This is a genomic window from Streptomyces sp. SA15 (genome assembly GCF_002291145.1).
Classification (GTDB): Bacteria; Actinomycetota; Actinomycetes; order Streptomycetales; family Streptomycetaceae; genus Streptomyces.
The window spans coordinates 1-24,775 of record NZ_NTGE01000167.1 but is presented as its reverse complement, the minus strand read 5'-3'; the positions used below and the strand labels follow the sequence as shown (position 1 = coordinate 24,775).

24 protein-coding genes are annotated in these 24,775 nt (G+C 72.4%); 13 read left to right on the top strand and 11 right to left on the bottom strand.

Annotated features, from left to right (window positions below; all coding sequences use genetic code 11):
- Positions 1 to 56: 56 nt before the first annotated feature.
- The 3 genes from CLM62_RS37385 to lnt all read right to left on the bottom strand — a co-directional run bounded on the left by CLM62_RS37385 (position 57) and on the right by lnt (position 3,070).
- Positions 57 to 857, bottom strand: coding sequence for a 3-hydroxybutyrate dehydrogenase (locus tag CLM62_RS37385; protein WP_095754344.1), 801 nt, complete (start codon positions 855 to 857; stop codon positions 57 to 59).
- 54 nt (positions 858 to 911) lie between these two features.
- Complete coding sequence (locus CLM62_RS37380) at positions 912 to 1,391, bottom strand: NUDIX domain-containing protein (protein WP_095754343.1); 480 nt, start codon at positions 1,389 to 1,391, stop codon at positions 912 to 914.
- A 68-nt stretch (positions 1,392 to 1,459) separates the two neighbouring features.
- Positions 1,460 to 3,070, bottom strand: coding sequence for an apolipoprotein N-acyltransferase (gene lnt / locus CLM62_RS37375; RefSeq protein ID WP_095754342.1), 1,611 nt, complete (start codon positions 3,068 to 3,070; stop codon positions 1,460 to 1,462).
- Positions 3,071 to 3,316: 246 nt separating this feature from the next.
- On the opposite strand from lnt, the gene CLM62_RS37370 reads away from it, so the two are divergent.
- Positions 3,317 to 4,378, top strand: coding sequence for an O-antigen ligase family protein (locus tag CLM62_RS37370; RefSeq protein ID WP_179382403.1), 1,062 nt, complete (start codon positions 3,317 to 3,319; stop codon positions 4,376 to 4,378).
- Between the two features lie 13 nt (positions 4,379 to 4,391).
- On the opposite strand, the gene CLM62_RS37365 is transcribed toward CLM62_RS37370, so the two are convergent.
- Positions 4,392 to 4,928 (bottom strand): hypothetical protein, encoded by a 537-nt coding sequence (locus tag CLM62_RS37365; protein ID WP_095754341.1) that lies wholly within the window; start codon positions 4,926 to 4,928, stop codon positions 4,392 to 4,394.
- A 140-nt stretch (positions 4,929 to 5,068) separates the two neighbouring features.
- On the bottom strand, positions 5,069 to 5,854 hold the full coding sequence (locus CLM62_RS37360) for a glutamate racemase (RefSeq protein WP_095754340.1): 786 nt from the start codon (positions 5,852 to 5,854) through the stop codon (positions 5,069 to 5,071).
- A 57-nt stretch (positions 5,855 to 5,911) separates the two neighbouring features.
- Here CLM62_RS37360 and CLM62_RS37355 point away from each other — a divergent pair, with 57 nt between their 5' ends.
- The gene (locus CLM62_RS37355) at positions 5,912 to 7,090 is read left to right on the top strand and encodes a glycosyltransferase (RefSeq protein WP_179382402.1); all 1,179 of its coding nucleotides are present in this window, start codon (positions 5,912 to 5,914) and stop codon (positions 7,088 to 7,090) included.
- A gap of 4 nt (positions 7,091 to 7,094) precedes the next feature.
- On the opposite strand, the gene CLM62_RS37350 is transcribed toward CLM62_RS37355, so the two are convergent.
- Positions 7,095 to 8,333 carry a TerD family protein gene (locus CLM62_RS37350; RefSeq protein WP_095754349.1) on the bottom strand — a complete coding sequence of 413 codons (1,239 nt, stop codon included), beginning with the start codon at positions 8,331 to 8,333 and terminating at the stop codon, positions 7,095 to 7,097.
- 296 nt (positions 8,334 to 8,629) lie between these two features.
- Between CLM62_RS37350 and CLM62_RS37345 the strand changes: the two genes are divergently transcribed.
- The 4 genes from CLM62_RS37345 (at position 8,630) to CLM62_RS37330 (ending at position 13,319) form a co-directional block, all read left to right on the top strand.
- Entirely contained in the window at positions 8,630 to 9,070 is a 441-nt protein-coding gene (locus tag CLM62_RS37345; RefSeq protein WP_095754339.1) for a DUF6643 family protein, read from the top strand.
- Between the two features lie 41 nt (positions 9,071 to 9,111).
- Positions 9,112 to 9,939 (top strand): MOSC domain-containing protein, encoded by an 828-nt coding sequence (locus CLM62_RS37340; protein ID WP_095754338.1) that lies wholly within the window; start codon positions 9,112 to 9,114, stop codon positions 9,937 to 9,939.
- A 182-nt stretch (positions 9,940 to 10,121) separates the two neighbouring features.
- The gene (locus tag CLM62_RS37335; RefSeq protein WP_095754337.1) at positions 10,122 to 10,727 is read left to right on the top strand and encodes a hypothetical protein; all 606 of its coding nucleotides are present in this window, start codon (positions 10,122 to 10,124) and stop codon (positions 10,725 to 10,727) included.
- A gap of 153 nt (positions 10,728 to 10,880) precedes the next feature.
- Positions 10,881 to 13,319, top strand: a complete 2,439-nt coding sequence (locus CLM62_RS37330; protein WP_095754336.1) for a right-handed parallel beta-helix repeat-containing protein — start codon at positions 10,881 to 10,883, stop codon at positions 13,317 to 13,319.
- Between the two features lie 394 nt (positions 13,320 to 13,713).
- Here the strand turns inward: CLM62_RS37330 and CLM62_RS37320 are convergent, their stop codons facing one another.
- On the bottom strand, positions 13,714 to 16,047 hold the full coding sequence (locus CLM62_RS37320) for a hypothetical protein (protein ID WP_095754335.1): 2,334 nt from the start codon (positions 16,045 to 16,047) through the stop codon (positions 13,714 to 13,716).
- 329 nt (positions 16,048 to 16,376) lie between these two features.
- Here CLM62_RS37320 and CLM62_RS37315 point away from each other — a divergent pair, with 329 nt between their 5' ends.
- Together CLM62_RS37315 and CLM62_RS37310 are read left to right on the top strand one after the other, a co-directional pair.
- Complete coding sequence (locus tag CLM62_RS37315) at positions 16,377 to 17,213, top strand: DeoR/GlpR family DNA-binding transcription regulator (RefSeq protein WP_095754334.1); 837 nt, start codon at positions 16,377 to 16,379, stop codon at positions 17,211 to 17,213.
- Between the two features lie 59 nt (positions 17,214 to 17,272).
- Positions 17,273 to 17,746, top strand: a complete 474-nt coding sequence (locus CLM62_RS37310; protein WP_095754333.1) for an SRPBCC family protein — start codon at positions 17,273 to 17,275, stop codon at positions 17,744 to 17,746.
- A gap of 165 nt (positions 17,747 to 17,911) precedes the next feature.
- On the opposite strand, the gene CLM62_RS37300 is transcribed toward CLM62_RS37310, so the two are convergent.
- Complete coding sequence (locus CLM62_RS37300; RefSeq protein WP_095754331.1) at positions 17,912 to 19,036, bottom strand: PLP-dependent cysteine synthase family protein; 1,125 nt, start codon at positions 19,034 to 19,036, stop codon at positions 17,912 to 17,914.
- 346 nt (positions 19,037 to 19,382) lie between these two features.
- Here CLM62_RS37300 and CLM62_RS37295 point away from each other — a divergent pair, with 346 nt between their 5' ends.
- Positions 19,383 to 19,706 (top strand): hypothetical protein, encoded by a 324-nt coding sequence (locus CLM62_RS37295; RefSeq protein ID WP_095754330.1) that lies wholly within the window; start codon positions 19,383 to 19,385, stop codon positions 19,704 to 19,706.
- Positions 19,707 to 19,989: 283 nt separating this feature from the next.
- Positions 19,990 to 20,550, top strand: a complete 561-nt coding sequence (locus CLM62_RS37290; protein WP_095754329.1) for an ATP-binding protein — start codon at positions 19,990 to 19,992, stop codon at positions 20,548 to 20,550.
- Positions 20,551 to 20,859: 309 nt separating this feature from the next.
- On the opposite strand, the gene CLM62_RS37285 is transcribed toward CLM62_RS37290, so the two are convergent.
- Positions 20,860 to 21,150: an SHOCT domain-containing protein gene (locus CLM62_RS37285; protein ID WP_095754328.1), complete on the bottom strand. Its 291-nt coding sequence runs from the start codon at positions 21,148 to 21,150 to the stop codon at positions 20,860 to 20,862.
- A 161-nt stretch (positions 21,151 to 21,311) separates the two neighbouring features.
- On the opposite strand from CLM62_RS37285, the gene CLM62_RS37280 reads away from it, so the two are divergent.
- From CLM62_RS37280 to CLM62_RS37270, 3 genes are read left to right on the top strand one after another with little or no spacing between them, the layout of a single operon-like run.
- Positions 21,312 to 21,899 (top strand): TetR/AcrR family transcriptional regulator, encoded by a 588-nt coding sequence (locus CLM62_RS37280; protein WP_179382401.1) that lies wholly within the window; start codon positions 21,312 to 21,314, stop codon positions 21,897 to 21,899.
- Between the two features lie 14 nt (positions 21,900 to 21,913).
- On the top strand, positions 21,914 to 22,498 hold the full coding sequence (locus CLM62_RS37275) for a DUF4865 family protein (RefSeq protein ID WP_095754326.1): 585 nt from the start codon (positions 21,914 to 21,916) through the stop codon (positions 22,496 to 22,498).
- Positions 22,495 to 23,403, top strand: a complete 909-nt coding sequence (locus CLM62_RS37270; protein WP_095754348.1) for a phosphotriesterase — start codon at positions 22,495 to 22,497, stop codon at positions 23,401 to 23,403. Before CLM62_RS37275 ends, CLM62_RS37270 begins: the two co-directional genes overlap by 4 nt.
- A 23-nt stretch (positions 23,404 to 23,426) precedes the next feature.
- On the opposite strand, the gene CLM62_RS37265 is transcribed toward CLM62_RS37270, so the two are convergent.
- Positions 23,427 to 23,882, bottom strand: coding sequence for an RpiB/LacA/LacB family sugar-phosphate isomerase (locus tag CLM62_RS37265; protein WP_095754325.1), 456 nt, complete (start codon positions 23,880 to 23,882; stop codon positions 23,427 to 23,429).
- A gap of 22 nt (positions 23,883 to 23,904) precedes the next feature.
- Positions 23,905 to 24,775 (bottom strand): ROK family protein (locus CLM62_RS37260; RefSeq protein WP_095754324.1); only part of this gene is annotated, 871 nt, incomplete at its 5' end.

The window sequence follows — 24,775 nt, the reverse complement described above, 5'->3', positions numbered from 1 at the left end:
CCCGACCGCGCCGTCAGCCCTGTGGAAAACTCCACGACTCACCGGTGCCGCCCCGCTCAGTGCGCGGTCCATCCGCCATCGAGGACGAGCGAGGTGCCGGTCACGAAGGACGCCTGCGGGCTGCACAGATAGGCCACGGCCTCGGCGACCTCCTCCGGTTCGATCAGCCGCTTGACGGCGCTGTCCTGGAGCAGCACGTCGGCCAGCACGCGCTCCTCGGGGATGCCGTGCGCCCGGGCCTGGTCGGCGAGCTGCTGCTCGACCAGGGGGGTGCGCACATAGGCGGGGTTCACACAGTTGGAGGTGACACCGTGGGGCGCGCCTTCGAGGGCGGCCGTCTTGGACAGCCCTTCCAGTCCGTGTTTGGCGGCCACATAGGCCGACTTGTAGGCCGAGGCCCGCAGCCCGTGGACGGAGGACACGTTCACGATGCGGCCCCACCCCTGCCCGTACATGTGGGGCAGGGCACCGCGGATGAGCCGGAAGGGCGCCTCCAGCATCACGGTGAGCACGGTGTGGAAGACGTCGGGCGGGAACTCCTCGATGGGGCGCACCAGCTGCAGCCCGGCGTTGTTGACCAGGACGTCGGTGCCCGCGGCTGCGAGTTCGGCGGCGTCCAGGTCGGTGAGGTCGAGGACGTGCGGCTCGAGGCTGCCGGCCAGCTCCCCGGCCTGCTCGGCCAGCGCCTCCAGACCTGCGGCGTCCCGGTCGACCGCTCTCACCTTGGCCCCGGCGGCCGCGAGCCGCAGCGCACAGGCTCGGCCGATGCCGCCGGCGGCGCCGGTGACGAGGGCGGTGCGGCCCCCGAGGTCGAGCGTCATGGCGGAGGGAGCAGGGAGGGCACTGCGAGCGGTCATGCCCCGACCTTAGGCAGCACCCGTCTCCCACCCCATGTGTTCACCACCCATACTTCACTCGGAACTCATGGGCTCGAACCATGTGGGTGTGTCCGACAGCGCCTGCTTGATCCGGAAGAGCCCGAACTCGTTCAGCTCCGGCAGGGCGTCCACGGCGAACCAGCCCACCTCCAGCGACTCGTCGTCGTTGACCCGGGCGTCCCCGCCGACGGCCCGGCAGCGGAACGAGATGTCCATGTACTGGCAGACGTCGCCGTTGTCGTACGTCACGGGGTTCAGCGCCTGCACGATGAGGACCCGCTCCACCACGCAGTGCACGCCCGTCTCCTCCTGCACCTCCCGTACGGCGCAGGCCGCCGGCTGCTCCCCCGGCTCCGGGATGCCGCCGATCAGCGACCATTTGTGGGTGTCGGTGCGGCGGTTGAGCAGCACTCTGCCCTCGTCGTCGAGGACGACGGCGCTGACTCCGGGCAGCCACAGCAACTCGTGTCCCACGGACGCCCGGATGGTACGGATGAAGTCAGGAGTAGCCATGGCCCCGACCCTAACGGGCGGAATCAGCTGCCCCGGTGCACTTCAGAGGGCGTGCGACGGGCGTACGGCTACACGTCACCGGCGCGCCGCCCGCGCACACCGGCACCGATGGCCCAGCCGAGCCCGCCCGCGGCGACCAGCACGAGGGCGAGCTCCGGCAGGATGCCCAACTGAGTGGCGGGCGTCTGCGAGGAGCGCAGGGGCACCTTCTGCACCAGCGAGTCGGCGACGAACATGCCGGTCTTCTGCGTGATCCTGCCGTCCGGCATGATGATCGCGCTGACGCCGCTGGTCACCGGGACGGTGACGGTCCGGCTGTGCTCCACGGCACGGACGCGGGACATGGCGAGCTGCTGGTAGGTCATCTCGCTGCGGTCGAAGGTCGCGTTGTTGCTGGGTACGGAGATCATCTGGGCGCCGTCGGTGACCTCGGAGCGCACGGCCCAGTCGAAGGCGGCCTCGTAGCAGGTGACGAGGCCGACCTTGGCGCCGTCCATGTCGAACACGCCCGGCTCGCTGCCCCGGCTGAAGTCCTGGCGGACCATGGAGGTCCAGTCGCTGTTGATCGCGCCGATGAGCGAGCGCAGTGGGAGGTACTCGCCGAACGGCTGGATCTGCCGCTTGTCGTAGGTGTCGACGGGTCCCTTGACCGGGTCCCACAGGATCTGCTCGTTGAGGAGCTTGCCGTCGCGTTCCACGACTCCGCCGACCGAGATCGGCACGCCGATCGCCTTGGCCGCCCGGTCGATGACGGTGCGCGCGTCGGCGTTGGCGAACGGGTCGATGTCGGAGGAGTTCTCCGGCCAGAGCACGAAGTCGGGCTTGGCGACCTTGCCCGCCTTGACCTCGGCGGCCAGCCGCTCGGTCTCGCGCACGTGGTAGTCGAGGACGGCGCGGCGCTGGGCGTTGAACTCCAGCCCGGCCCGGGGCACGTTGCCCTGGACGACCCCGACGGTCACGGTGCCGTCCTCGGCCTTGTCGCTCACCAGCGGCCGGGCGGCCACCGCGCCCACCACCGGCACCGCCACGCTCAGCAGGGCGACGGCCGCGGCCGACCGTTGTACGGCACGCGTGCGGCGCGACTGCACGGCCAGGCGTACGACTTCGTACAGGCCGAAGCCGCACAGGGCCACCGCGAAGCCGAGGACCGGGGTGCCGCCCGCCGCGGCGAGCGGCAGGAAGACGCCGTCCGCCTGGCCGAACGCGATCTTGCCCCAGGGGAAGCCGTGGAAGGGCAAGCGCGCGCGTGCCGCCTCTCCGGCGATCCACAGAGCGGCCGCCCAGACCGGCCGGCCGGGCAGCTTCGACACCGCGGCGACCCCCGCACCGACCAGCGCCACGAAGATCGCCTCGATCGCGACCAGGGCCAGCCAGGGCCCCGGGCCGACCTCCACGCCGGTCCACACCAGCAGCGGCAGCAGGAAGCCGAGACCGAAGAGGTAGCCGAGACCGAGGCCCGCCTTCCAGTCGCGGCCGCGCAGCACCCAACCGAAGACGGCGAAGGCCGGCAGGGCCAGCCACCACAGGGTGCGCGGCGGGAAACTGACGTAGAGCAGCACTCCGGAGAGCGCCGCGGCGGCGGCCGGGACGAGGCGCAGGAGCCGCGCCCCGCGCGTTGCGGGCACGGATTCGGGCCGTGTCCGGTCCGACTCGTCCACGGAGGTTGCGGTGACGGTCACTGTGGGAGTGTACGGCGGCTGACCTTGGCGCCGACAGCGCGGTCGGCCGGGTCCCGGTCAGCGCTTCCCCGGCCGGTCTGCCACAACGTTCCTGCGCAACTCGGTCCGACTCGTCCACAAACCGTCCGTCAGCCGTTACGGTGTGCCGAAGTCTTTGTCGTACGGGCCGGTAACGCCCGCGACGACCGGGACCTCACAGGTCGGGGGCGACCGGTTCGGGGGGGGGGCGGGGTGGGTTCCACGGGGATGACGTCTGTGGCCGGTCCGGAGGAGGACGGCGACAGACGAAACGTTTCTGACTCGGCCGGCGTCGTGATCCTCGGGACCTGCGCCATCTGGTCCCTGATCACGGCGGGTGCGCAGGGCGGCCGCCCGGAGGGCGTGCTGCTCGCGGTACTGGCCGTGGCCGCCGGCTATGCCGCGGGGCGGATGTGCGGAGCGCTCCTGCCCGTGGCCGCGCCCTGCGCCGGGGCCCTGGCCGGACTCGGCCTGACGGTGGCCATGCCACGCGTCGCGCCCGGGCCCGAGCTCGTCACGCCGCTCGGACACACCGGCGCCACCGCCGCTCTGCTGACCCTGTCCGCGGGTGCCGCGTGCTGCGCCGTCTGGTCCGCCGAGGCCCCGGCCCTGCGGCTCTCCCTGGGCGCGTTGGCCGCCGGGATCGCGGTGACCGCGGCCGTCCTCGGCTCGGTGGGCGGTTTCGTGTCCTGTGTCGTGGTGCTGCTGTGCTCACTCGCCGCGGGCCGGATGCGCCACCGCGGCCCGGGCCTCGCTGGGCTGGCCCTGGCCACGGCCCTGGTGACCGGCCTGACCTGGGCGGTCGCCGGGAGGGCGGTGCCGGACGGGCTCGCCGTGTCCCTGGAGGGCCGGCTGACCGAGCACCGGGTGGAGCTGTGGCACGACGCGCTGCGCATGGCGCACCAGGAGGCGGCCCTGGGCGTCGGCCCCGGCCGTTTCGGGGAGCACAGCACGACGGCGCAGACACTGGTGTCCGACGGCAAGCCGCACTCGGCGCCGCTGCAGCAGGCGGCCGAGCAGGGAGTCCTCGGCGTGGCCCTGCTGGCGGCGGCCTTCGGCTGGGAGCTGTACGCGCTGTGGCGCTCCCGGCGTCCCACGCCGGTGGCTCTCACGGCGGGCGCGGCCCTGACGGCGCTGGCGGCGATCGCCTGCGTCGGCAACGCGCTGAGCTTCACGACGGTGTCGGTGGGCGCCGGACTGCTGGCGGGGCTGGCCACGGCACATCCCCTCGCCGAGGAGCCGGCGCGACGCGAGACGGACGTACGCCGTGGTGACCGTCTGGCTCCGTGACCTCGGTGCGACTTCAGCGCGCCGCGCCGGAGCGCAGCCGGGCCCGGATGACGCGTACGGCCGCCTCCGCGTCGTCCACGGTGATGGTGAACATGTGGCCGTCCCACAGGCGCAGCACGACGCCCTCGCCGCGTCGTACGACGACCGCGGTGCCCTTCTCGGGACGCCAGCGGTAGCCCCAGCCGCCCCAGTGGCGCGGGGTGACGTGCGGGTCGACCTCGGCGCCGGCGACGTGCGACAGCGGGATACGGCGGCGCGGCAGGCCCATGTGGCCGCAGCGCACTTCCAGGCACTCCTGGTCGACCTTGAGAGCCACGTGCACGAACGCGAGGGTACCGAAGAGGACGAGCAGCCCGGCCGCGATGCAGCCGACTACCGCCATCACCAGCGGGGCGATGCCGGACGTCCACGCCGAGTCGACGGCCAGCTCGATGCCGAGGGCCAGGCAGGCGGCGCCGACGAGCGCCAGCAGCCACTGGAACCGGTTCGAGGCTCGGCCGGTCCAGACGTCGGGGTGGTGGGTGTTCTCGTCGTGGGGATGGTCCCTCATGTCTATGAGACTACTCAGGTTTCGCTGCGCGGGTAGCTCGTCGCGGAGGGTGACTGAGCCGGGCCGAGGCGCAGTGGACGCGAGACGTCCGCATCATCCGTATCCGCCGGCTGCGAGCCAGACCGAGGAGTGCCTCTCGGTCACCGGGCAGGGGTGACCGCCTGGAGGAGCCTGCCCTCCTCGTAGGCCAGGGCGGGCTCGGGCAGGGCGCCCTCGCGTCCGCTCAGCAGCACGGTCAAAGTTCCGTCTGCGGTGGCCCGGGGAGCGGGCTGCTCGCCGAGCCGACGCAGCGCCTGGGCGGCGACCGCGCCCGCCGAGCCGTGCAGGACGAGCGGCGGGAAGCCGGGGCGCTGCACCGCGGTGCGGATGCGGTCGGAGACGAGTTCGTAGTGGGTGCAGCCCAGAACCACGGTCGTCACCTCGTCGGGGGTCAGCGCCGCCGCGGCGGACACGGCGGCCTCGATGGCCGCCTCGTCCGCGTGCTCCACCGCCTCGGCGAGGCCGTAGCAGGGGACCTCGGTGACCGCCACGCCGTCGGCGAACTCCTCGATGAGACCGCACTGGTAGGGGCTGCCCGTGGTGGCGGGCGTCGCCCAGATCGCGACGGGCCCGCCGCCGGCCGCGGCCGGCTTGATCGCCGGAACCGTGCCGATGACCGGGATGCCGGGTTCGAGGCGGGCGCGCAGGGTGGGCAGCGCGTGCACGGTGGCGGTGTTGCAGCCGATGATCAGGGCGTCGGGCCGGTGCGCGGCGGCGGCCTCGGCGACGGCCAGGGCGCGCCGGGTGAGGTCCTCGGGGGTCCTCGGGCCCCAGGGCATGCCGTCGGGGTCGAGGGAGAGTACGAGATCGGCGTCGGGGCGCAGACGCCGTACCGCGGCGGTGGCCGCCAGCAGACCGATTCCTGAGTCCATGAGCGCGATCTTCACCCGGTCACGATAGACGATGCGCTCTTGGAGACCGGCCCGGTGGGGCAGACTGCGCGCGTGAGCGCCATCGTGTGGACTGCCGCCGGATCACTCGTCGCCTGGCTGTGGCTGCTGCTCGGCCAGGGCTTGTTCTGGCGCACGGACGTCGGACTGCCGACACGGCGGGAACCGGACGACTGGCCTGCCGTCTGCGTCGTCGTACCGGCACGCGACGAGGCCGCGGTGCTGCCGGCGAGCCTGCCGTCGCTGCTCGCCCAGGAGTATCCGGGGCGGGCGGAGGTCTTCCTCGTCGACGACGGCAGTTCGGACGGCACCGGGGAGCTCGCGCGGGAGCTGGCGCGGCGGCACGGCGGGCTGCCGCTGACGGTGTCCTCGCCCGGCGAGCCGCCCGCGGGCTGGACCGGGAAGCTCTGGGCGGTACGTCACGGCATCGGCCTGGCACGCGCGCGTGGCCCCGAATACCTGCTGTTGACCGACGCCGACATCGCCCACGCGCCGGACAGTCTGCGGCAGTTGGTCGCGGCGGCGCGCACGGGAGGCTTCGACGTCGTCTCCCAGATGGCCCGGCTGCGGGTGGAGAGCATGTGGGAGCGGCTCGTCGTGCCCGCCTTCGTGTATTTCTTCGCGCAGCTCTATCCGTTCCGCCGGATCGGCCGGAGGACGGCGCGTACGGCGGCCGCGGCGGGCGGTTGCGTGCTGCTGCGCACCGAGGCGGCCGAGCGGGCGCGGATCCCGGACGCCATCCGGCACGCCGTCATCGACGACGTGGCGCTCGCGCGGGCCGTCAAGGGCGGGGGCGGTCACATCTGGCTGGGGCTGGCGGAGCGGGTGGACAGCGTGCGTCCGTATCCGCGGCTGCACGACCTGTGGCGGATGGTGTCGCGGAGCGCGTACGCGCAGTTGCGGCACAACCTTCTGCTGCTGGCCGCCACGGTTGCCGGGCTCGCGTTGGTCTACCTGGTGCCGCCGGTGGCCGTGCTCGTGGGTGTGGCCGTGGGGAGTACGGCGGCCGCGGTCGTCGGTGGTCTCGCGTGGCTGGTGATGACCGGGACGTACGTCCCGATGCTCCGGTACTACCGCCAGCCCCTGTGGCTCGCTCCTCTGCTGCCGTTCACCGCTTTCCTGTACCTCCTCATGACGGTCGATTCCGCCGTGCAGCACTACAGGGGACGCGGTGCGGCCTGGAAGGGCCGTACCTACGCGCGCCCGGACGCCGTCGTCGGGGACGAGAGCTGAGGGTTCACTTCCGGCCGGGGGTCCAGTTCATGCCCCACCCGTACGCGTGGTCCACGGTCCTTTGAGGGCTCACACCCCGTTCGGGCACCAGGTAGCGGGCCTCGCGCCGGACAACCAGGTCGCTGCCGGTGTTGGTGATCAGGGCGAGTGCGCAGACCGTGGAGGGGACGGTGCACTCGTCGAGGGAGAAGTCGATCGGGGCGCCGTGCTGCGGCCGGAGGGTGACCGTGGCGTGCAGGTCGGCGAAGGAGCGCGCCCCTTCGTAGATGGTCACGAAGATGAGGATGCGCCGGAAGGCCTGCTTGTGGTCGAGGTTGACGGTGAGGTTCTCGCCGCTCTCAAGGGCGCCCGTGCGGTCGTCGCCGTCGAGGTGGATGTACGGGGGCCGGTGCAGGGCGCCGAAGGCGTTGCCGAGGGACTGGACGACTCCCTTGCTGCCGTCGGTGAGTTCGTACAGGGCGCACAGGTCGAGGTCGAGGTCCGTGTGCGTGGCCACCGAGCGGCCCATCTTGCCGGCCCACCCGGAGAACTGCTTGCGCACCTGCCAGTTGAGGTTCACCCGCAGCGCGCCCGAGGTGCCGCCCTGCTTGGTCAGCGAGACGGACGGGGCCGCCTTGGTGAGCGTCACCTTGGTCAGGCGCACCGGCGCCGAAGAGGGCGGCGGGGGTGAAGAGGACGGCGGGGGCGCGACCGGCGCCGGGGCGGTCGCGGGTGCGGCCTGCTGGGGCTCGTCCACGGTGATCCCGAAGTCGGTGGCGAGGCCCTCGAGCCCGCTCCCGTAGCCCTGGCCCACGGCACGAAATTTCCACGCCCCTTGACGGCGATAGAACTCGCCGAGCACGAAAGCGGTTTCCACGGTGGCTCCCGCGCTGTCGAAACGGGCGACCACCGCGTCCTGGGCGGCGTCACGGACCTCGATGTAGAGGTCCGGCACGGCCGCGAACGTACCGCCGTCCGCCGAGGCGGCGAGGACGACGGTCTCGACGGACTGCTCCACGCGCGCGAGGTCGACGACGAGAGTGTCGGTCACCCTGCCGCCCTCGTCCCGTTTGCCCTCGTGCCGGACAGCGCCGGAGGAGTGCGCGGGCTGGTTGTAGAAGACGAAGTCGGCGTCGGAACGGACCTTTCCGCCCACCAGCAGCAGCGCCGACGCGTCCACGTCGGGCACGCCCGGTCCGGAACGCCGGCCCAATTCGACGCGCAGTGCCGTCGTCGGCACCGGAACATTCGACCCTTTCGGCATTGACATGTCCGCCCCCATCGCGACTCACGGCGCAGGCCGCATCCCGGCAGCCCATCGGATTGTCTGAACTCTCAACATAATCCCCGGGCCGATGAAGTCCCATGAAGTGCGCGGGAACCCCGGCGGCCAACCACTGGTAACCCGCCAGGAACTCGGCCTTTACATGAGAAACGCTCTGCTCGCGCCCCATTTTGCCGAGTTCGCTCGCATTAGGGATCCCGCGTCACTGCCGACACGGAAAACAACCCTCTTATCGGTCTCCCCAACCAGCACATCGTGGGCTTAACTTATGTGCCATGACCTCCCCCCGCTCCACTTATGGCGGCGGCTACTACTCCGCCTCCTTCCCGGACACTCCGATCTACGACAAGCTCGTGGCCGAGCGGGGTACCCCGCAGATCGCCCCGATCCGGGTCCCCGCGGCGTACGACATGCCGGGCAGCCACCTGCCCGCGCTGCCGTCGGCGCTGCCCGCCCTGCCGGCGGGCCCGTCCCAGCCCTCCTACGGCTATCCGCAGGCCCAGCAGCCGGCCCCGTTGCAGCAGGCGCCCGCGGCGTACATCCCGCAGCAGGCCGGCGCGCCGCGCGGTTACCCCGGTGCGCAACCGCAGCAGCCGCGGCCGGCGGGCCCCGGCATGGGCACGGGCTACGAGGCGATGCGCCCCGCGGCTCCCCGGCCCCCGCAGACTCCGTACCAGGAGCCCTACAACAACCAGCAGCAGTACCGCGGGTACTGATTCCTCCCCAGGCTGTCCGTGCCACCTGGCACGATGACCGCATGGGGAACCCGCAGCTGCAGTCCATCCATGTCCATCCGGTCAAGGCGTTCCGGGGCCTGGCGCCCCGGCAGGCCGTCGTGGAGCCCTGGGGGCTGGCCGGAGACCGGCGCTGGATGCTGATCGACGACGGGGGAAAGGTCGTCACACAACGCGAGCACCCGCGCCTCGCTCTTGCCGCCGCCGAGCTCGTGCCCGACGGCGGCGTTCGGCTGTCCGCGCCCGGCATGGACCCGTTGGCGGTGCCCGTGCCGCGATCGGGCGGCACCGTGCCGGTGAACGTCTTCCGCGACAAGGTCGAAGTCGTTCCGGCCGAGGGCGATGCCGCACACACCTGGTGCAGCACGTATCTGGGCGTCGGCACACGCCTGGTCCACATGGACGATCCGGCCACGTGTCGGCCCGTCGACCCGGAGTTCGCGCTGCCGGGCGAGACCGTCTCGTTCGCCGACGGCTACCCGCTGCTGCTCACCACGGTGGCCTCGCTCGACGCCCTCAACTCCCTGATCGCCCAGGGCGGTCACGCTCAGGAGGGCCCCCTGCCCATGAACCGTTTCCGGCCGAACGTGGTCGTGGTGGGCACCGCCGCCTGGGCCGAGGACGACTGGTCGCGCGTGGCCATCGGCGAGGTCGCCTTCCGCGTCGCCAAGAGGTGCGGTCGGTGCGTGGTGACCACGACCGACCAGTCCACCGCCGAGCGCGGCAAGGAACCCCTGCACACCCTCGGACGGCACCGCCGCATCGGCGGCAAGCTGGTCTTCGGACAGAACCTGGTGCCCGAATCCGGCGGCAGGATCCGGCTCGGTGATCCGGTGACCGTCCTCGACTAGCTCGAACAGGCGGTCCGCTCCTGTCGGGATCCCGGGAACCCGTCCCGGGGCCCCGGGCGTTGGGCTCCGTGAGAAGTTCATGAGAGGACCCGGGCACAGGTGATTTCGCTCTCTCTTTGACCGGGCTCCCGCGTGAACGGCTCCGCCGGGGTTATCACGGAGCGGGAAGGGGGTGCGGGACGGTGCGAGCGATCAGCGGACTCTGGCGCTGGCGGCGCAACCCGTTGCGCCGCACGACCGATCTGGTCGAGGCCTGGGTGGCCCTGGTGGCCGTGCTGCTGATCCTGGTCGTCGGGCCCGTGAGCGGCGCGCTCGTCGGTGGCGTCGCCCAGGACGCCCTGCAGCGCTCCGTCCGGGAGCAGCGCGAGTCCCGTCACCTGGTGACGGCCACCGTGGTCCGCAAGCTGGACCGCTCCCCGCTGGACGCCGACCCCGAGGCCGCCTCCGGCCGGGACGTGCGCAGCCGGGTGCTCGCCGACTGGACCGCCCCGGACGGCACCGCGCACCACGGCACGGTCATCGCGAGCCTTCAGAAACCGCGCCCCGGCGACCACTTCACGATATGGACGGACCAGCACGGGCGCATGGTGGCCCGGCCGCTGGACTCCGCCACGGCGGCGACCCATGCCGTCCTCGCCGGCTTCGGCGCGGCCCTGCTGACCGCGGGCCTCGTCGAGGGCGGCAGGAGGCTGATGGTGTGGCGCATGGTCCGCCGCCGGTACGCCCGTTGGGACCAGGCATGGGACCGGGCGGGTCCGGACTGGGGCAGGACCGGCACCGGCAGCTGACAGCCTTCCGGCTCTGGTCAACCCACCGCCTGCGCGCACGCTACGGTGGACCGGCCGAACTCTTCGGATCAACCCGCGCGCGAGGGAGCTGCGGGGGCGCGCCCCGAAGGCAAGCGAACCATGAGAACCACGAGGTGGGGGCACAGCAACGCCATGGCACAGGGCACGGTCCAGGTGACGCACACCGGCACATCGAGGTGGCGGCGCCGCACGGGTGAGTACGCATCGCTCGCCGCCGCCCTGGAGGCCGCGGCCGACGGCGACGTCCTCACCATCGCCCCCGGGACCTACCGGGAGAACCTCGTCGTGCAGCGGGCGGTGACCCTGCGCGGCCCTGAGGGCTCCCCCGGCTCCGTGCGGATCGCGCCCCTGGACGGGGTGCCGCTGACCGTGTGCGCCTCGGCGGTGGTCCAGGACCTGCATGTGGAGGGCCAGGACGCGGCCGCGCCCGCCCTGCTCGTCGAGGAGGGCACACCGGAACTCGCGGACATCCGGATCGTCACGCGGTCGGCGGCCGGGATCGAGGTGCGTGGCGGCGCACGGCCGACCGTCCGGCGCTGCACCGTCGACAACCCGGCCGGCATCGGCATCGCCGTACTCGACGGCGGGGGCGGCGTGTTCGAGGACTGCGAGATCGTCGCGGCCGGACAGGCGGGCGTCGCGGTGCGCGGGGGCGCGCACCCCCGGCTGGAGCGCTGCCGGGTGCACCACGCCTCGGGCGTGGGCCTGTCGGCGACCGGCGAGAACTCCGCGCTGGAGGCGGTGGGTTGCGAGGTCTACGAGGTGAGGGGCAGCGGCGTCCAGGTCACGGGCCGGGCCACCGCGCACCTCACCGACTGCGATGTGCACCGCACCACCGCCGACGGCGTCACGCTCGACACGGACGCGGTACTGACGCTGGCCGACTGCCGTATCCACGACATCCCGGAGAACGCGGTCGACCTGCGCTCCCGTTCCGTCCTCACCCTGACTCGGACGACGGTGCGTCAGTTCGGGCGCAACGGCCTGTCGGTGTGGGATCCGGGCACGCGCGTGGACGCCAACCAGTGCGAGATCTTCGACAGCACGGGCGACTACCCGGCCGTCTGGGTCAGCGACGGCGCCACGGCCGTACTGGACTCCTGCCGGGTGCACGACGTGCCGGACGCCCTGTTCGTCCTCGACCGCGGCTCACGCGCGGACGTCGTCGACAGCGACCTGTCTCAGGTGCGCAACACGGCCGTGTCGGTGAGCGACGGCGCCACCGCGCAGCTGGACGACTGCCGGATCCGGGAGGCGGCGACGGGCGCCTGGTTCCGCGACCACGGCAGCGGCGGCACCCTCAACAACTGCACCGTGGACGGCACGCAGACCGGCGTGATCGTCACCAAGGGCGCCGACCCGACGATAGAGCGCTGCACGGTCGACTCCCCCGCCGAAGCGGGCTTCTACGTCTCCGCGGGCGGCCGGGGCAGCTTCCTGAACTGCCGGGTGACGGGCAGCGGCGGCTACGGCTTCCATGTGATCGACGGCTGCCGTACGACGCTGAAGAAGTGCCGCACCGAGCGGTGCGCGCGCGGCGGGTACGAATTCGCGGACGGCGGCCCGGACGCGGCGTCCGGGGCGGGCCCCGTGGTCGAGGACTGCACGAGCGACGAAAGCGCGGGCGTGCGGCAGCCGGCCGCGACCGAGACCGCCGTGCAGACGGCGGGCCGCTCCCCCGGCCTGCTCGGCTCGATTCCCGGCCAGCGCAGCACCGAGCAGGAGCCGCTGATCATGCCCGCGGAGCCGGAGAAGCCGGCGCGGACCTCGAAGGCCGTGCTCGGTGAACTGGACGCGCTGGTGGGCCTGGACAGCGTCAAGCGCGAGGTGCGGGCGCTCACCGACATGATCGAGGTGGGCCGGCGCCGGCAGCAGGCGGGCCTGAAGGCGGCGTCGGTCAAGCGCCACCTGGTCTTCACGGGCTCCCCCGGCACCGGCAAGACGACGGTCGCCCGTCTCTACGGCGAGATCCTCGCCTCCCTCGGCGTGCTGGAGAAGGGCCATCTCGTCGAGGTGTCCCGCGTCGATCTGGTCGGCGAGCACATCGGTTCCACGGCGATCCGCACCCAGGAGGCCTTCGATCGGGCGCGCGGCGGTGTGCTGTTCATCGATGAGGCGTACGCGCTGTCGCCGGAGGACTCGGGCCGTGACTTCGGCAAGGAGGCCATCGACACGCTGGTGAAGCTGATGGAGGACCACCGGGACGCGGTCGTGGTGATCGTCGCGGGCTACACGGCAGAGATGGAACGGTTCCTGTCCGTGAACCCGGGTGTGGCCTCCCGCTTCTCCCGGACCATCACCTTCAGCGACTACGGCCCCGAGGAGCTGCTGCGAATCGTGGAACAGCAGGCCGAGGAGCACGAGTACCGGCTGGCACCGGGCGCGACGGAGGCCCTGCTGAAGTACTTCACGGCGCTCCCCAAGGGACCGGCGTTCGGCAACGGCCGCACCGCCCGGCAGACCTTCGAGGCGATGGTGGAGCGGCACGCGAGCCGTGTCGCCCAGGTCGACGACCCGAGCACCGACGACCTGACGCTGCTCTACGCGGAGGACCTGCCGGAGCTGTCCTAGGCCCTGTCGTCACATTCCCGTCGTCCGCCCGAAGGGCGGGCCCAGCGCCCGCCGCGGTAGCGAGTGGTGTCGCTGTAGGTGTGTGCTCTCGGCGTGCCGGGCGCAGGTCCTCGTACTGGTCGTACGTGGGTCTGTGCCCGGTGCGGCGAGTGGGGGCACCTCCCCGCCCTTGAGGCAGTGGGGGAGCGTGCATGGCGTCGCGGGGGAGGCGGGAATTTGACGACAGGGCCTAGGGGGTGTTTTGAAAGTCCTGTGCGGTGCCCGCGGTGTTCGGTGCGCGCCCTCGGCGTGCCGGACGAAGGCCCTCGTAGCGGAGCTACTTGGGTCTTTGGCCGGTGCGGCGAGGGTGCGTGCCGGGCGCCGTGGGTGCTGTGCGGGACTTTCAAAACACCCCCTAGGCCCCTCCCCCGGGCCGCGGCGCCGGGACCTCCGACCGCAGCCGGGCCAGCAGTCGTTGCCGTTCCTCGGCGAAGGCCGGGTCCGCCTGGTAGTCGGAGTGGCCGAGGACGGGCGCCGGCAGCGGATGCTGATCGGTACGGCCGTACTCCAGGGGGTCCTTGAGCGATTCCCGGTCCACCTCGGGGCCGCAGTCGCCGGACAGGCGGACGGGGCCGCCGATGGGGTCGGTGCGCCGGTGCAGGTTGCGCCAGCAGTCGACGTCGTGGTGCAGGGCGCTGAGCGCGGCCGGTCCGAAGTGGGCGGGGAACCAGCGGCCGTAGAGGCGCTCCAGCGGTGAGCCGTAGGTCAGGAGCGCGACGCGTTTGCGGACGGACGGCTTCAGCTGCCAGGCCGCGGCGGCGGCGAGCACGCTGCCCTGCGAGTGCCCGGAGATCACCAGGCGGCCGCCGGTCGAGGCGGTCCAGGTCGCCATCCGCCAGGTCAGGTCGGGCACCGCGCGCTCGGCGTAGCAGGGCGGGGCGAAGGGGTGGGCGGCGCGCGGCCAGAAGGTGCCGACGTCCCAGAGGATGCCGATGGTGCGCCGGGCGGAGGGGTCCTTGTAGGCGCGCCGGCCCCAGGTGACGAACAGTATGAAGCCGAGTCCGATCAGCCAGGAGCCCAGCGCCTGGGCGGTCTCGGCGGCGCCCTCGACGAAGGCGGGGGTTGGATGAGCGGCCTCACTGGGTGTCTTGTCGGTGGTCAGGGCGCCCACCAGGGCCCCGGCGGCCAGGAGCAGGGTCGTGGTGGAAGTGACGGCGACGAGGAGGGGCCCTCGGTCGGTGAGGGTTGCCATCGCTCGGGTGCGCGCGATACGGCGGGTGCGGGTGGTGTCCTTGGGCTCGCCGGGGTAGTCCCGTTCCACCACAGCCAGTTCGGCCCGGCGCAGCAGCCAGGTCCGCCATCCCAGCCAGCCGCACAGCACCAGCAGCACGACGAGCAGCGGCGGGATCACGGACGCCTGCCAGGTCAGCAGGACCGGTGGGCCGGGGATGTTCGTGCCGGTGCCGTCCAGCCAGTCGGCGACACGCTGGGACACGCCGCCGGACATCACACCGCCGAGCGCACAGGCCAGCATGGCGACGGCGGGCCCGCCCAGGCCGCGTATCGCGGCGCGTGGATCGGGATGGGCGCGGTGCAGCACGTGGGCGACGACTCCGAGGACGATCACCAGCAGGCCCTGGACGAGGGCGATGGCGCCGAAGGTCGTGTCCCCCGGCAGCCGGCCGGCCGACTCCCACCCCGGGCGCTCCCAGCCGGCGTAGACCGCGGCGAGGACGAGCAGGACGAGGGCGGCGAGCGGCAGTTGCCGTACGAGGCGGGCGTCGAGCTCCTGGTCGAGGCGGTTCTCGCTGCGGCCCCGTCGGCAGACCACCCCCACCACGGCCACGGCGGCGACGACGAGCGCCACTTCCAGCAGGCGGCCCAGTACGTCGAGCGGCACGGGCCCGCCGGGGCGGTGGTCGAAGCGTGCGGCCGATGTGCCGACCGCCGCGGCGACCGTCAGCAGTCCGGCGGCGGTGTGGGCCGCACGCAGCCGGGCCACCAGACGGCGGCCGTACCAGAAGCCGGGTCGGCCGAGGGCGGTGCGGCTGCTCTCCTCGTCGGCCTCGGGGGTGCGGGTCATGGGCTGCTGGGACTCGTACGCGCTCCAGGTGCGATGGGAGAGGTACCACAGCAGGCCCGTGAGCGCGGCCGGGACCAGCGCCGCGAGGGCGAGGCGGCGGCCGGGCATGCTCCACCAGCCGTCGTCGGAGACGGTGGGCGAGAGGAAGCCGAGCCAGGAGTGCCGCTCGGTGCATTCGTGCGTGCCCGCGCACTGCCAGGCCGCGAGGTCGAGGGCGACCTCGCAGGCGGCGGCGACCAGCAGCACGGTCAGGGTCAGTGCCGTGAGCCGCACCAGCAGTCCGTACAGGCGCACCGTCCGTTTGCGGCCCCGCGCGGTGGGGCGCATCCAGTGCGCGAGGTTGACGACCATGAACGGCAGCAGCAACAGCCACAGGGCGCGGGTGCCGTTGCCGGAGGTGAGGTTGCACCACACGTACGCCTCGGGCACCGGACGGCCGCGGTAGTCGTCCGGTCTGCTCTCCGCGTCGGCGTCCTCCGCACGGCGGAAGACGGCCGCCGTGTCGTCGCCGGTGACGCGCACCGTGCGCGGATCGTCGAGCATCTTCTCGGGCGTGGTGCCGCCCACTCCGTGGACCAGGAGTTCCAGGGCGGTTCCGGCTTCCTCGGGCCGGGCGGCGGAGTCGTCCACCGCACCGGTCGGGACACGTTCCTGCGCACGTTCCACTGTTTCGCACTTCCCCCGTGACGCGCCGTAAGCATCTGTCCGTGCGGGCACAAGGATCTCCGCTAGTCGCGTTCCGCACACCCCTCGTCACAGAATTTCCCCGATCCGTGTGATTGTCGTGACTCGGATGTGGCCCGGGTGACATGCGCGCGTCGGGGCAGTCGGTGCCGCGACCCGCCCCGGCCCGTGCAAGGATGGGACGTCCGCGCACCCCAGACGGGCGAAATGTCCTCGTGGATGGGGGTCCCCCCGGCTCGAGCGGAGTCGAGAGCTGGGGGAGGGTGCGCGGGGTGTGTCGGACGGCTTGAGGCGAAAGGACCGGAGCGTACGTGAGCGAGAATCAGAACCTCCTCGCGGAGCAGCGGCGCGCCCTGATCCTGGACGAGGTCCGGCGCCGCGGCGGCGTCCGCGTCAACGAGCTCACTCGCAAGCTGGGCGTGTCGGACATGACCGTACGGCGCGACCTCGACGCGCTCGCCCGGCAGGGCGTGCTGGAGAAGGTGCACGGCGGCGCTGTACCGGTGGTCGAGGCGAGCACGCACGAGCCGGGCTTCGAGGCCAAGTCGGGTCTGGAGCTGACCGCCAAGGAGGACATCGCGCGGGCCGCGGCGGAGCTGGTCGCGCCGGGCAGCGCGATCGCACTGTCGGGCGGTACGACGACGTACGCGCTGGCGCACCAGCTGGTCGACGTGCCGGACCTGACCGTCGTCACCAACTCGGTGCGGGTGGCCGACGTGTTCCACGCGGCGCAGCGCACCTCCGGGCCCCGGCAGGGCGCGGCCACGGTGGTGCTGACGGGCGGGGTGCGCACGCCGTCCGACTCGCTGGTGGGGCCGGTGGCCGACCAGGCGATCGCGGCGCTCCACTTCGACGTGCTGTTCCTCGGGGTGCACGGGATATCGGTCGAGGCCGGTCTGTCGACGCCGAACCTCGCGGAGGCCGAGACCAACCGCCGGCTGGTGCAGTCGGCACGGCGGGTCGTGGTCGTCGCCGACCACACCAAGTGGGGGACGGTGGGCCTGAGTTCGTTCGCGGCGCTGGAGCAGGTCGACACGCTGGTGACGGACGCCGGGCTGCCCGCCGAGGCACGCGCGGAGATCTCGGAGCATCTGCGGCGGCTGATGGTGGCGGGTGAGCCCGACGAGGCGGTACAGACAGGTGACTGACCGTCAGCTAAGGTGACGCTGCCCGGTCAACCGCCCGCCTCCTCGAGGAGGTTTCGTCCATGGCTCGCCGTCTGCGTCCGGTGGGGATCGAGTTCCTCGGGACCGCACCCGTTCGGCTGGTGTTCGCGCGGGAGATCTCCGCGTCTCCCGAGGCGGTCTTCCGCGCGCTCGCCGAGGACGTGCCCGGCTGGACCGAGTGGTTCGCGGCGGTGACGCTGGCCCGGCCCCTGGAAGACGGCGCCCGGCGCGAGATCCGGCTCAAGGGCGGGACGCGGTTTCAGGAGACGATCCTCACCGCCAAGGAACCCGAGGTGTACGCCTATCGCGTCGACGTGACCAACGCGCCGGGCGCCCGCGCGCTGGTAGAGGAGTGGCGGCTCGCGCCGGCCGGCACCGGCACCCGGGTCCGGTGGACGTTCGCCGCGGACGGGACGGCGCCGTTCCGTCTTGTGCTGCCCCTGGCCCGGGCGGGACTCGGACGGGCCTTCCGCGACGCCGTCACCTCACTGGACCGGCGGCTGGCCAACCGCTAGTGCCCCGGCAGGCAACGTTTGCCCGTTAAGGAGCGGCGTCCGGTGCGTGCTCTCGGCGTGCCGGCCGGAAGCCCTCGTACTGGACGTACTTGGGCTTTCGGCCGGTGCGGCGAGAGTGCGTGCCGGGCGTCGCGACGGGGCGAACGTTGCCTGTCGGGGCACTAGTCAGTCCGGCCAGACGCCCGTCTCCAGCAGGGAGGTGATCGCCGCCGTGTACGGCGTGATGTCCAGGCCCTGTTCGGCGAGCCAGGTGTCCGAGTAGTACTTGTCCAGGTAGCGGTCGCCCGGGTCGCACAGCAGCGTCACCACGCTGCCCTGCCGCCCCTCGGCCACCATCTCGGCGACGATCTTCAGCGCGCTCCACAGCCCGGTGCCGGTGGACCCGCCCGCCTTGCGGCCGATGGCCTGCTCCAGGGCCCGTACGGCGGCGACACTGGCCGCGTCAGGGACCTTCATCATCCGGTCGATCGCGCCGGGCACGAAGCTGGGCTCCATGCGCGGGCGGCCGATGCCCTCGATGCGCGAGCCGCAGTCGAAGGTGACGTCCGGATCCCCCGTGGTCCAGCCCTCGAAGAAACACGAGTTCTCCGGATCGGCGACACAGATGCGGGTGTCGTGCTGCGTGTAGTGGACGTAGCGCGCGAGGGTCGCGGAGGTGCCGCCGGTGCCGGCCGTGGCGACGATCCACGCGGGCTCCGGGAACCGCTCCAGACGCAGCTGGCGGAAGATCGACTCGGCGATGTTGTTGTTGCCGCGCCAGTCCGTGGCCCGTTCGGCGTAGGTGAACTGGTCCATGTAGTGGCCGCCCGTGTCCGCCGCGAGGCGGGCCGACTCCTCATACATCGTGCGGGGGTCGTCGACGTAGTGGCACTGCCCGCCATGGAACTCGATCAGGCGGATCTTCTCGGCGCTCGTCGTGCGGGGCATGACCGCGATGAAGGGCACGCCGATCAGCTTGGCGAAGTACGCCTCGGACACGGCCGTCGAGCCGCTGGAAGCCTCGATCACCGGGCGGCCGGGCCGGATCCAGCCATTGCACAGGCCGTACAGGAACAGCGAGCGGGCGAGGCGGTGCTTGAGGCTCCCGGTGGGGTGGGTCGACTCGTCCTTCAGGTACAGGTCGATGCCCCATTTCTCCGGCAACGGGAAGCGGAGCAGGTGCGTGTCGGCCGAGCGGTTGGCGTCGGCCTGCACCTTGCGGACGGCTTCTTTGAGCCAGCCGCGGTAGAGGACGTCCGTGTGGTCGACGTCGAGGGTTTCGCCGGTCCGGGTCTTTGAGGGCGTACTCACGGCGGGGCTCCTTAAGGCTGCGCGCCGACGGCGCCTCGCGCGGCCGACACATCGATCATAGACATCTCCCGCACGCTTCCCACCTGCATAAACACACCTTTGAGCGCCTCAAAGGCACCCCTGGGGACAGGCAGGCGCACAGGCGTGGGGGCGCATTCGCGCGAGTGCTCCGGGCGCCCTCGGCGAGGCGGTCATGTGTACTGGTGCTCGACGCCGGTGGCGGGCAGACTGCCGGACGGGACGTGGATCCCGAGCGGGGGCGCACACTGGATCACGACACGAACGGGACATCGGTCCCGCGAGAGCGCGGGCCGGCACACCGACGCACACAAGGGGGCGGGAGCGCATGGCGGAGCCGGAGTTCAGGGCCACGGGCGTGCGGATCGGGAAGCGGCTGCGCTCGCTGACCCGGGCCGGACAGGTCCGGATCAGCGGCGGCAGGCTCGAGCTGCTCACCAGTTACGGCAGCGAGATCGACAGCGCGCCGGTGCAGGCGGTGCGCGCCTCCAAGCCCTGGTTCGCCCCCGACGACCGGGCGCTCGCGGACCTCAACGGCAAGCGGTACCTGCTGACCCTGGGCGACCACGACCCCGCTCCGGGCGAGCCGGGGCTGCCCGCGGCACGCCGGTTCATCGAGGCCGTACGGAGGGCCGCGGGGCGTAGCGGCTAGACCGCCGTACTGTGCGATCGGCTCCGCCGGCCGTATCCGCGGTCGCCCCGCCGGTCGTACCCGCGTCGCCCCATCGGCTGTATCTGCGGTCGCCACGCCGACCGCGAGTTGCGGGACCGCACCCCCTGAGCCACGCTGGTCTCACGTCACTCTGGGTTTACCGGCGATTACGCTGCGAACCAGCCGCCGGCCACGACAGCAGGCGGCCGTGTCACGCAGGCACTCTGCTGGATCGATCCGAACTTCGTGTTCTTCCGGACCTCTACGTCGGGGAGTCGCAGCCGTGATCAGTCACCCAAGCAGGCACTGCACGGTGGAGCTCCAAGCCCTGCCGTCGCGGATCGGCCAGGTCCGCAGAATCGTATCGGCGCAGTTGCGCTACTGGCACCTGGATCCCCTCATAGACCGGGCCGCGCTCGGTGTGACAGAGCTGTTGACCAACGTCCACCGGCATGCCCAGCCCGACAAGACGTGCACCGTGGAGATCGAGCTGCTGCTCGACCGGCTCATGGTCTCGGTGCGCGACCACGACCCGCGTCTGCCGGTCGTCGCGGATATCCACGACATCAAGGACACCAAGGACGCCGACGCGCTCGCCACCTGCGGGCGCGGGCTCGCGATGGTCGCCGCGGTCAGCGAGAGCTGGGGCGTGCGGCCGGACGGCGACTCCGGCAAGGTCGTGTGGTTCACCCTGCCGACGCCCTCGTCCACGCCGGCGGGTGCGGCGCGCCCGCTGCGGCGCGCGATCACAGAGAAGCACGCACACCAGTTCGCGAAGGTCGATCACGTGGACGACCTGCACAGGCCCGAACACGCTCCCGCCCGGTCCGCCGTTGTCGGCTGACCGGGCGGTGACCTACCTTCTTTTGGCTCGGTCGCCTGCGGGGCGCTCTGTGCCGGTGTCGAGAGCCCGACCGTGCTCGACCCTTCGGGCCTCCGCGCTCCCCCACTCTCGACTTCGCTCGAGCGGGGGGACCCCCATGGGCTCTCGACACCGGCGCGCCCCTCCGGCTCCCTCGCGGCCGACGCGTTGGGACAGTGGGCGTTGGTGGGCCCTTGAGCCTCGAACAGACGGTGTCGCCGCCGCCGTACACCTTCACGGCGTCGACGACCCGGGCGGCCGGCAGCGTGCTGGTGGTGGCGGTCGTCGTGGTCATGCCGCACCGCCCTTCGCCGCCGGGCCGAACTGCTCGTCCAGGACGGACAGCCGGCGCCAGTACTCGTCCTCGTCGATCTCGCCGGCGGCGAAACGGCGGCCGAGCACGGCGATCGGCGAGTCGCCGGACGGGCGGGGGTCGGCCATGGCACGCCATGGTCCGCGTCGGCCGCGCCCGACGGTGCGGCGCAGGACGGTGACGACGCCGATCACGACGGCCGCCCAGATCAGCGGGAAGAACAGGGTCCACGGGCCGGGGCCACCGTCCCAGTGCGCCAGGGTCTGCATCTCGGGTCATCTCCTAGGTGGGTCTTCCGGTGATGCCTCGAGACTCCCGCCGGGGAGGGGTCCGGGTCGTCGTACGGCCAGCGGCAGTGGGCGTACCTCCTGGGGAGTGCGTCGTCGTGCAGGCCCTGCTCCCCCGCGCCTCGACTTCTGTAACTACTAGTATGTACAGTGACTGCATGAGCACCTCGGAGCGACTGATCGAGTCCACCCGTGAGCTGCTGTGGGAGCGCGGCTACGTGGGCACCAGCCCCAAGGCCATCCTGGAGCGCGCGGGCGCCGGACAGGGCAGCATGTACCACCACTTCAAGGGGAAGCCGGATCTCGCCCTGGCCGCGATCCGGCGGACGGCCGAGGAGTTGCGGGCTACCGCAGAGGGAGTACTCGCCGGACCGGGCACGCCGTACGAACGGATCGAGGCCTATCTGCGGCGCGAGCGGGACGTGCTGCGCGGCTGCCCGATCGGCCGGCTGACGATGGACCCGGACGTCATCGCTGACGACGAGTTGCGCGCACCCGTCGACGAGACGCTGGACTGGATCCGCGAACGGCTCGCCGGGATCGTCGAGGAGGGCAAGGAGCAGGGCCAGTTCGCGCCCTCGCTGGACGGCGAGGAGATCGCCGCTGCAGTCCTGGCCGCCGTGCAGGGCGGTTACGTCCTCGCCCGCGCGTCCGGTTCACCCGCCGCGTTCGACGTGGGCGTCCGAGGGCTGCTCTCATTGCTCGCCGCGCAGAAGCCCCATACCCCCTAAAGGAGTTCACGCCTGTGCATGCCATGCAGTACGAACTCACCCTGCCCGCCGACTACGACATGGACATCATCCGCGGCCGCGTCTCCCGCGTCGGGCATCTGCTCGACGACTGGGAGGGGCTCGGTTGCAAGGCGTACCTGATGCGCGAGCGCGGCACCTACGGCTCGCCGGTGAACCAGTACGCGCCCTTCTATCTGTGGAACACCGTTGAGGGCATGAACTCCTTCCTCTGGGGAGGCGGCTTCCAGGGGCTTGGCAACGACTTCGGGCGGCCCTCGGTGCGGCAGTGGACGGGGGTGGCGTACGAGGAGGACGGCGCGATCGGCTCGCGCGCGCGGGTGGCGGTGCGGCGCCGGCAACCCGTGCCGGAGGGCGTGGAGTTGGCGGCGTTCATGGAGGACGCCGTGGGCGAGACCGGGCGGCTGGCCGGGGAGGACGGGGCGGTGCTCGCGGCGGCCGCCGTGGATACCGGTCGCTGGGAGCTGGTCCACTTCTCGCTCTGGGAGGACGAGACGCCCAAGGCGGACGGTGACGTGTTCGAGGTGCTGCATCTGTCGGCGCCGGGGCGGGACCGGCTGTCACGGGGCCGGCAGTGGTGAGCACGGTCCGTACGGTGCTCGGGGACGTGTTACCCGAACACCTGGGGGTGTGCGACGCGCACGACCACCTGTTCTTCGGCAGTCCCCAACTACCCGGCCAGGAGCTGCACAGCGTCTCCGCGGCCCGTGCCGAGCTGGCCGCGTTCCGTGCGCTCGGCGGCGGCAGCGTGGTGCAGTGGACGCCGTACGGGCTGGGACGGCGGGCCGCCGATCTGCCTCCCCTGTCCCGGGAGACCGGAGTCCACCTCGTCGCCGCGACCGGACTGCACCAAGCCGTGCACTACGACGACGACACGCTCGCCGGGCTGCGCGGCAGGCTTGCCGAGGTCTTCGTCGCCGAACTGACCGAGGGCATCGGCACGTCGGGGGTCCGCGCGGGCCTGATCAAGGTCGCGGGTGGTTTCCACGCCCTCGACGCGCACGCCCGCTGGACCATGGCCGCGGCGGCCGAGGCCCACCACGCCACGGGGGCGCCCATCGCCGTCCACCTGGAGCTGGGCACCGGTGCCCTGGACGTACTGGAGCTGCTGTGCGGGGAGTTGGGCGTGCCGCCGCGGCGGGTGATCCTGGGCCACCTCAACCGCTCCCCCGACACCGAGACGCACCGCCGGGCCGCGGAGACGGGCTGCCATCTCGCCTTCGACGGCCCGTCCCGCGCCCACCACGCCACGGACTGGCGCATGCCGGACGCCGTACGGGCGCTCGCCGACGCGGGCCACGGCGACCGTCTGCTGCTCGGCGCCGACACCACGACCGCGGCGGCCCGCTCGGTGGACGGCGGCCCGGGAATGCCGTACCTGCTGCGCGGGGTGCGGCCGCGGCTCGCCCTCGCCCTGGGCGAGGAGCTGGTTCGGCGCATCCTGACGGAGAATCCGGGGCGGGCGTTCGCCGTGGAGTGGCACTGACGTTTTCGACAGTGGGATGGGGCCTAGGAAGCACTCCTGCCGAGGTCGAGCCGTCCCACGCGGGCCACGTTCTCCCGGTCCTCCGCATCCTCGCTGGCCTCGGCGGCGAACCAGGCGTCGAGGATCTCCTTGAGGAGCGGCTCGGACGTCAGCCGGAGGCTGAGGGCGAGCACGTTGGCGTCGTTCCAGCGGCGGGCGCCGTCCGCGGTGTAGGCGTCCGTGCACAGGGCCGCCCGCACGCCGGGCACCTTGTTCGCGGCGATCGAGGCGCCGGTGCCGGTCCAGCAGCACACGACCGCCTGGTCGGCCGTTCCGGCGGCGACCTCGCGGGCGGCCGCCTCCGAGCAGGCGGCCCACTGGGGGTCGTCACCAGGAGCGAGCGCTCCGTGGGTCATCACGTCGTGGCCGCGCTCGCGCAATTGCGTGACGAGGGAGCGCGCCACGGGTTCGTCCATGTCGGAGGAGACGGAGATCCGCATGCCTCCGAGACTACTTCGTGGCTCAGGCTGCCAGCGCGCCGAGCGGATCGTCCAGGACCGGCTGCCACGCCAGTTCCGCCGCGCCGACCAGGCTGTTGTGGTCCAGGGTGCACGCCAGGATCGGCACGCCGCCGCTCTGCCCCCACAGGCTGCGGTCGGCGACGACAGCGCGCAGGCGGTCCGGGTCGGCGTCGAGCAGGGTGCGGTGCAGGCCACCGAGGATGATGCGGTCCGGGTTGAGGATGTTCACCAGGCCGGCCAGGCCCAGGCCCAGGCGGTCGATCAGGGCTTCCGTGGCGGTGCGGACGGCCGGGTCGGCCGAGTGGCCGCGGATCAGGTCGATGGCCTGCTGGAGCAGGGAGACCTCGGGGCCCGGGTCGCGTCCCGCGGCGGTGAGGAAGGCCAGCGGATCGGCCTCGACGTCGAGGCAGCCACGGCTGCCGCAGTGGCAGGGGCGGCCCTCGGGGTTGACGGTGAGGTGGCCGACCTCGAGCGCCAGGCCGGAACTGCCGGTGTGCAGGCGCCCGTCAAGGACCAGTGCGCCGCCCACGCCCCGGTGTCCGGTGGCCACGCACAGCAGGTCCCGGGCGCCGCGGCCCGCGCCGTGCCGGTGCTCGGCGAGCGCGGCGAGGTTGACGTCGTTGCCCGCGAACGCCGGTCCGGTGATCTGGGCCTCGCGGACGCGCTCCGCGAAGATGCGGCGCACGGGCGCGCCGACGGGCCACGCCAGGTGCAGGGGGTTGAGCGCGAGTCCGTCCGGTTCGGCCACCGCGGACGGGACGGCGAGTCCCGCGCCCACGCAGCGCCGCCCGGTCGTGCGCAGCAGTTCGGCTCCGGCCTCCACCACCGATCCCAGGACCTTCGCGGGGTCGGCGTCGACGGTCTCGCAGCCG

Coding starts and splice junctions, on each gene's coding strand:
- CLM62_RS37385 (WP_095754344.1), bottom strand. CDS start 857: ATGACCGCTCGCAGTGCCCTCCCTGCTCCCTCCGCCATGACGCTCGAC.
- CLM62_RS37380 (WP_095754343.1), bottom strand. CDS start 1,391: ATGGCTACTCCTGACTTCATCCGTACCATCCGGGCGTCCGTGGGACAC.
- CLM62_RS37370 (WP_179382403.1), top strand. CDS start 3,317: ATGACGTCTGTGGCCGGTCCGGAGGAGGACGGCGACAGACGAAACGTT.
- CLM62_RS37365 (WP_095754341.1), bottom strand. CDS start 4,928: ATGAGGGACCATCCCCACGACGAGAACACCCACCACCCCGACGTCTGG.
- CLM62_RS37350 (WP_095754349.1), bottom strand. CDS start 8,333: ATGCCGAAAGGGTCGAATGTTCCGGTGCCGACGACGGCACTGCGCGTC.
- CLM62_RS37345 (WP_095754339.1), top strand. CDS start 8,630: ATGACCTCCCCCCGCTCCACTTATGGCGGCGGCTACTACTCCGCCTCC.
- CLM62_RS37340 (WP_095754338.1), top strand. CDS start 9,112: ATGGGGAACCCGCAGCTGCAGTCCATCCATGTCCATCCGGTCAAGGCG.
- CLM62_RS37330 (WP_095754336.1), top strand. CDS start 10,881: ATGGCACAGGGCACGGTCCAGGTGACGCACACCGGCACATCGAGGTGG.
- CLM62_RS37310 (WP_095754333.1), top strand. CDS start 17,273: ATGGCTCGCCGTCTGCGTCCGGTGGGGATCGAGTTCCTCGGGACCGCA.
- CLM62_RS37295 (WP_095754330.1), top strand. CDS start 19,383: ATGGCGGAGCCGGAGTTCAGGGCCACGGGCGTGCGGATCGGGAAGCGG.
- CLM62_RS37285 (WP_095754328.1), bottom strand. CDS start 21,150: ATGCAGACCCTGGCGCACTGGGACGGTGGCCCCGGCCCGTGGACCCTG.
- CLM62_RS37280 (WP_179382401.1), top strand. CDS start 21,312: ATGTACAGTGACTGCATGAGCACCTCGGAGCGACTGATCGAGTCCACC.
- CLM62_RS37265 (WP_095754325.1), bottom strand. CDS start 23,882: ATGCGGATCTCCGTCTCCTCCGACATGGACGAACCCGTGGCGCGCTCC.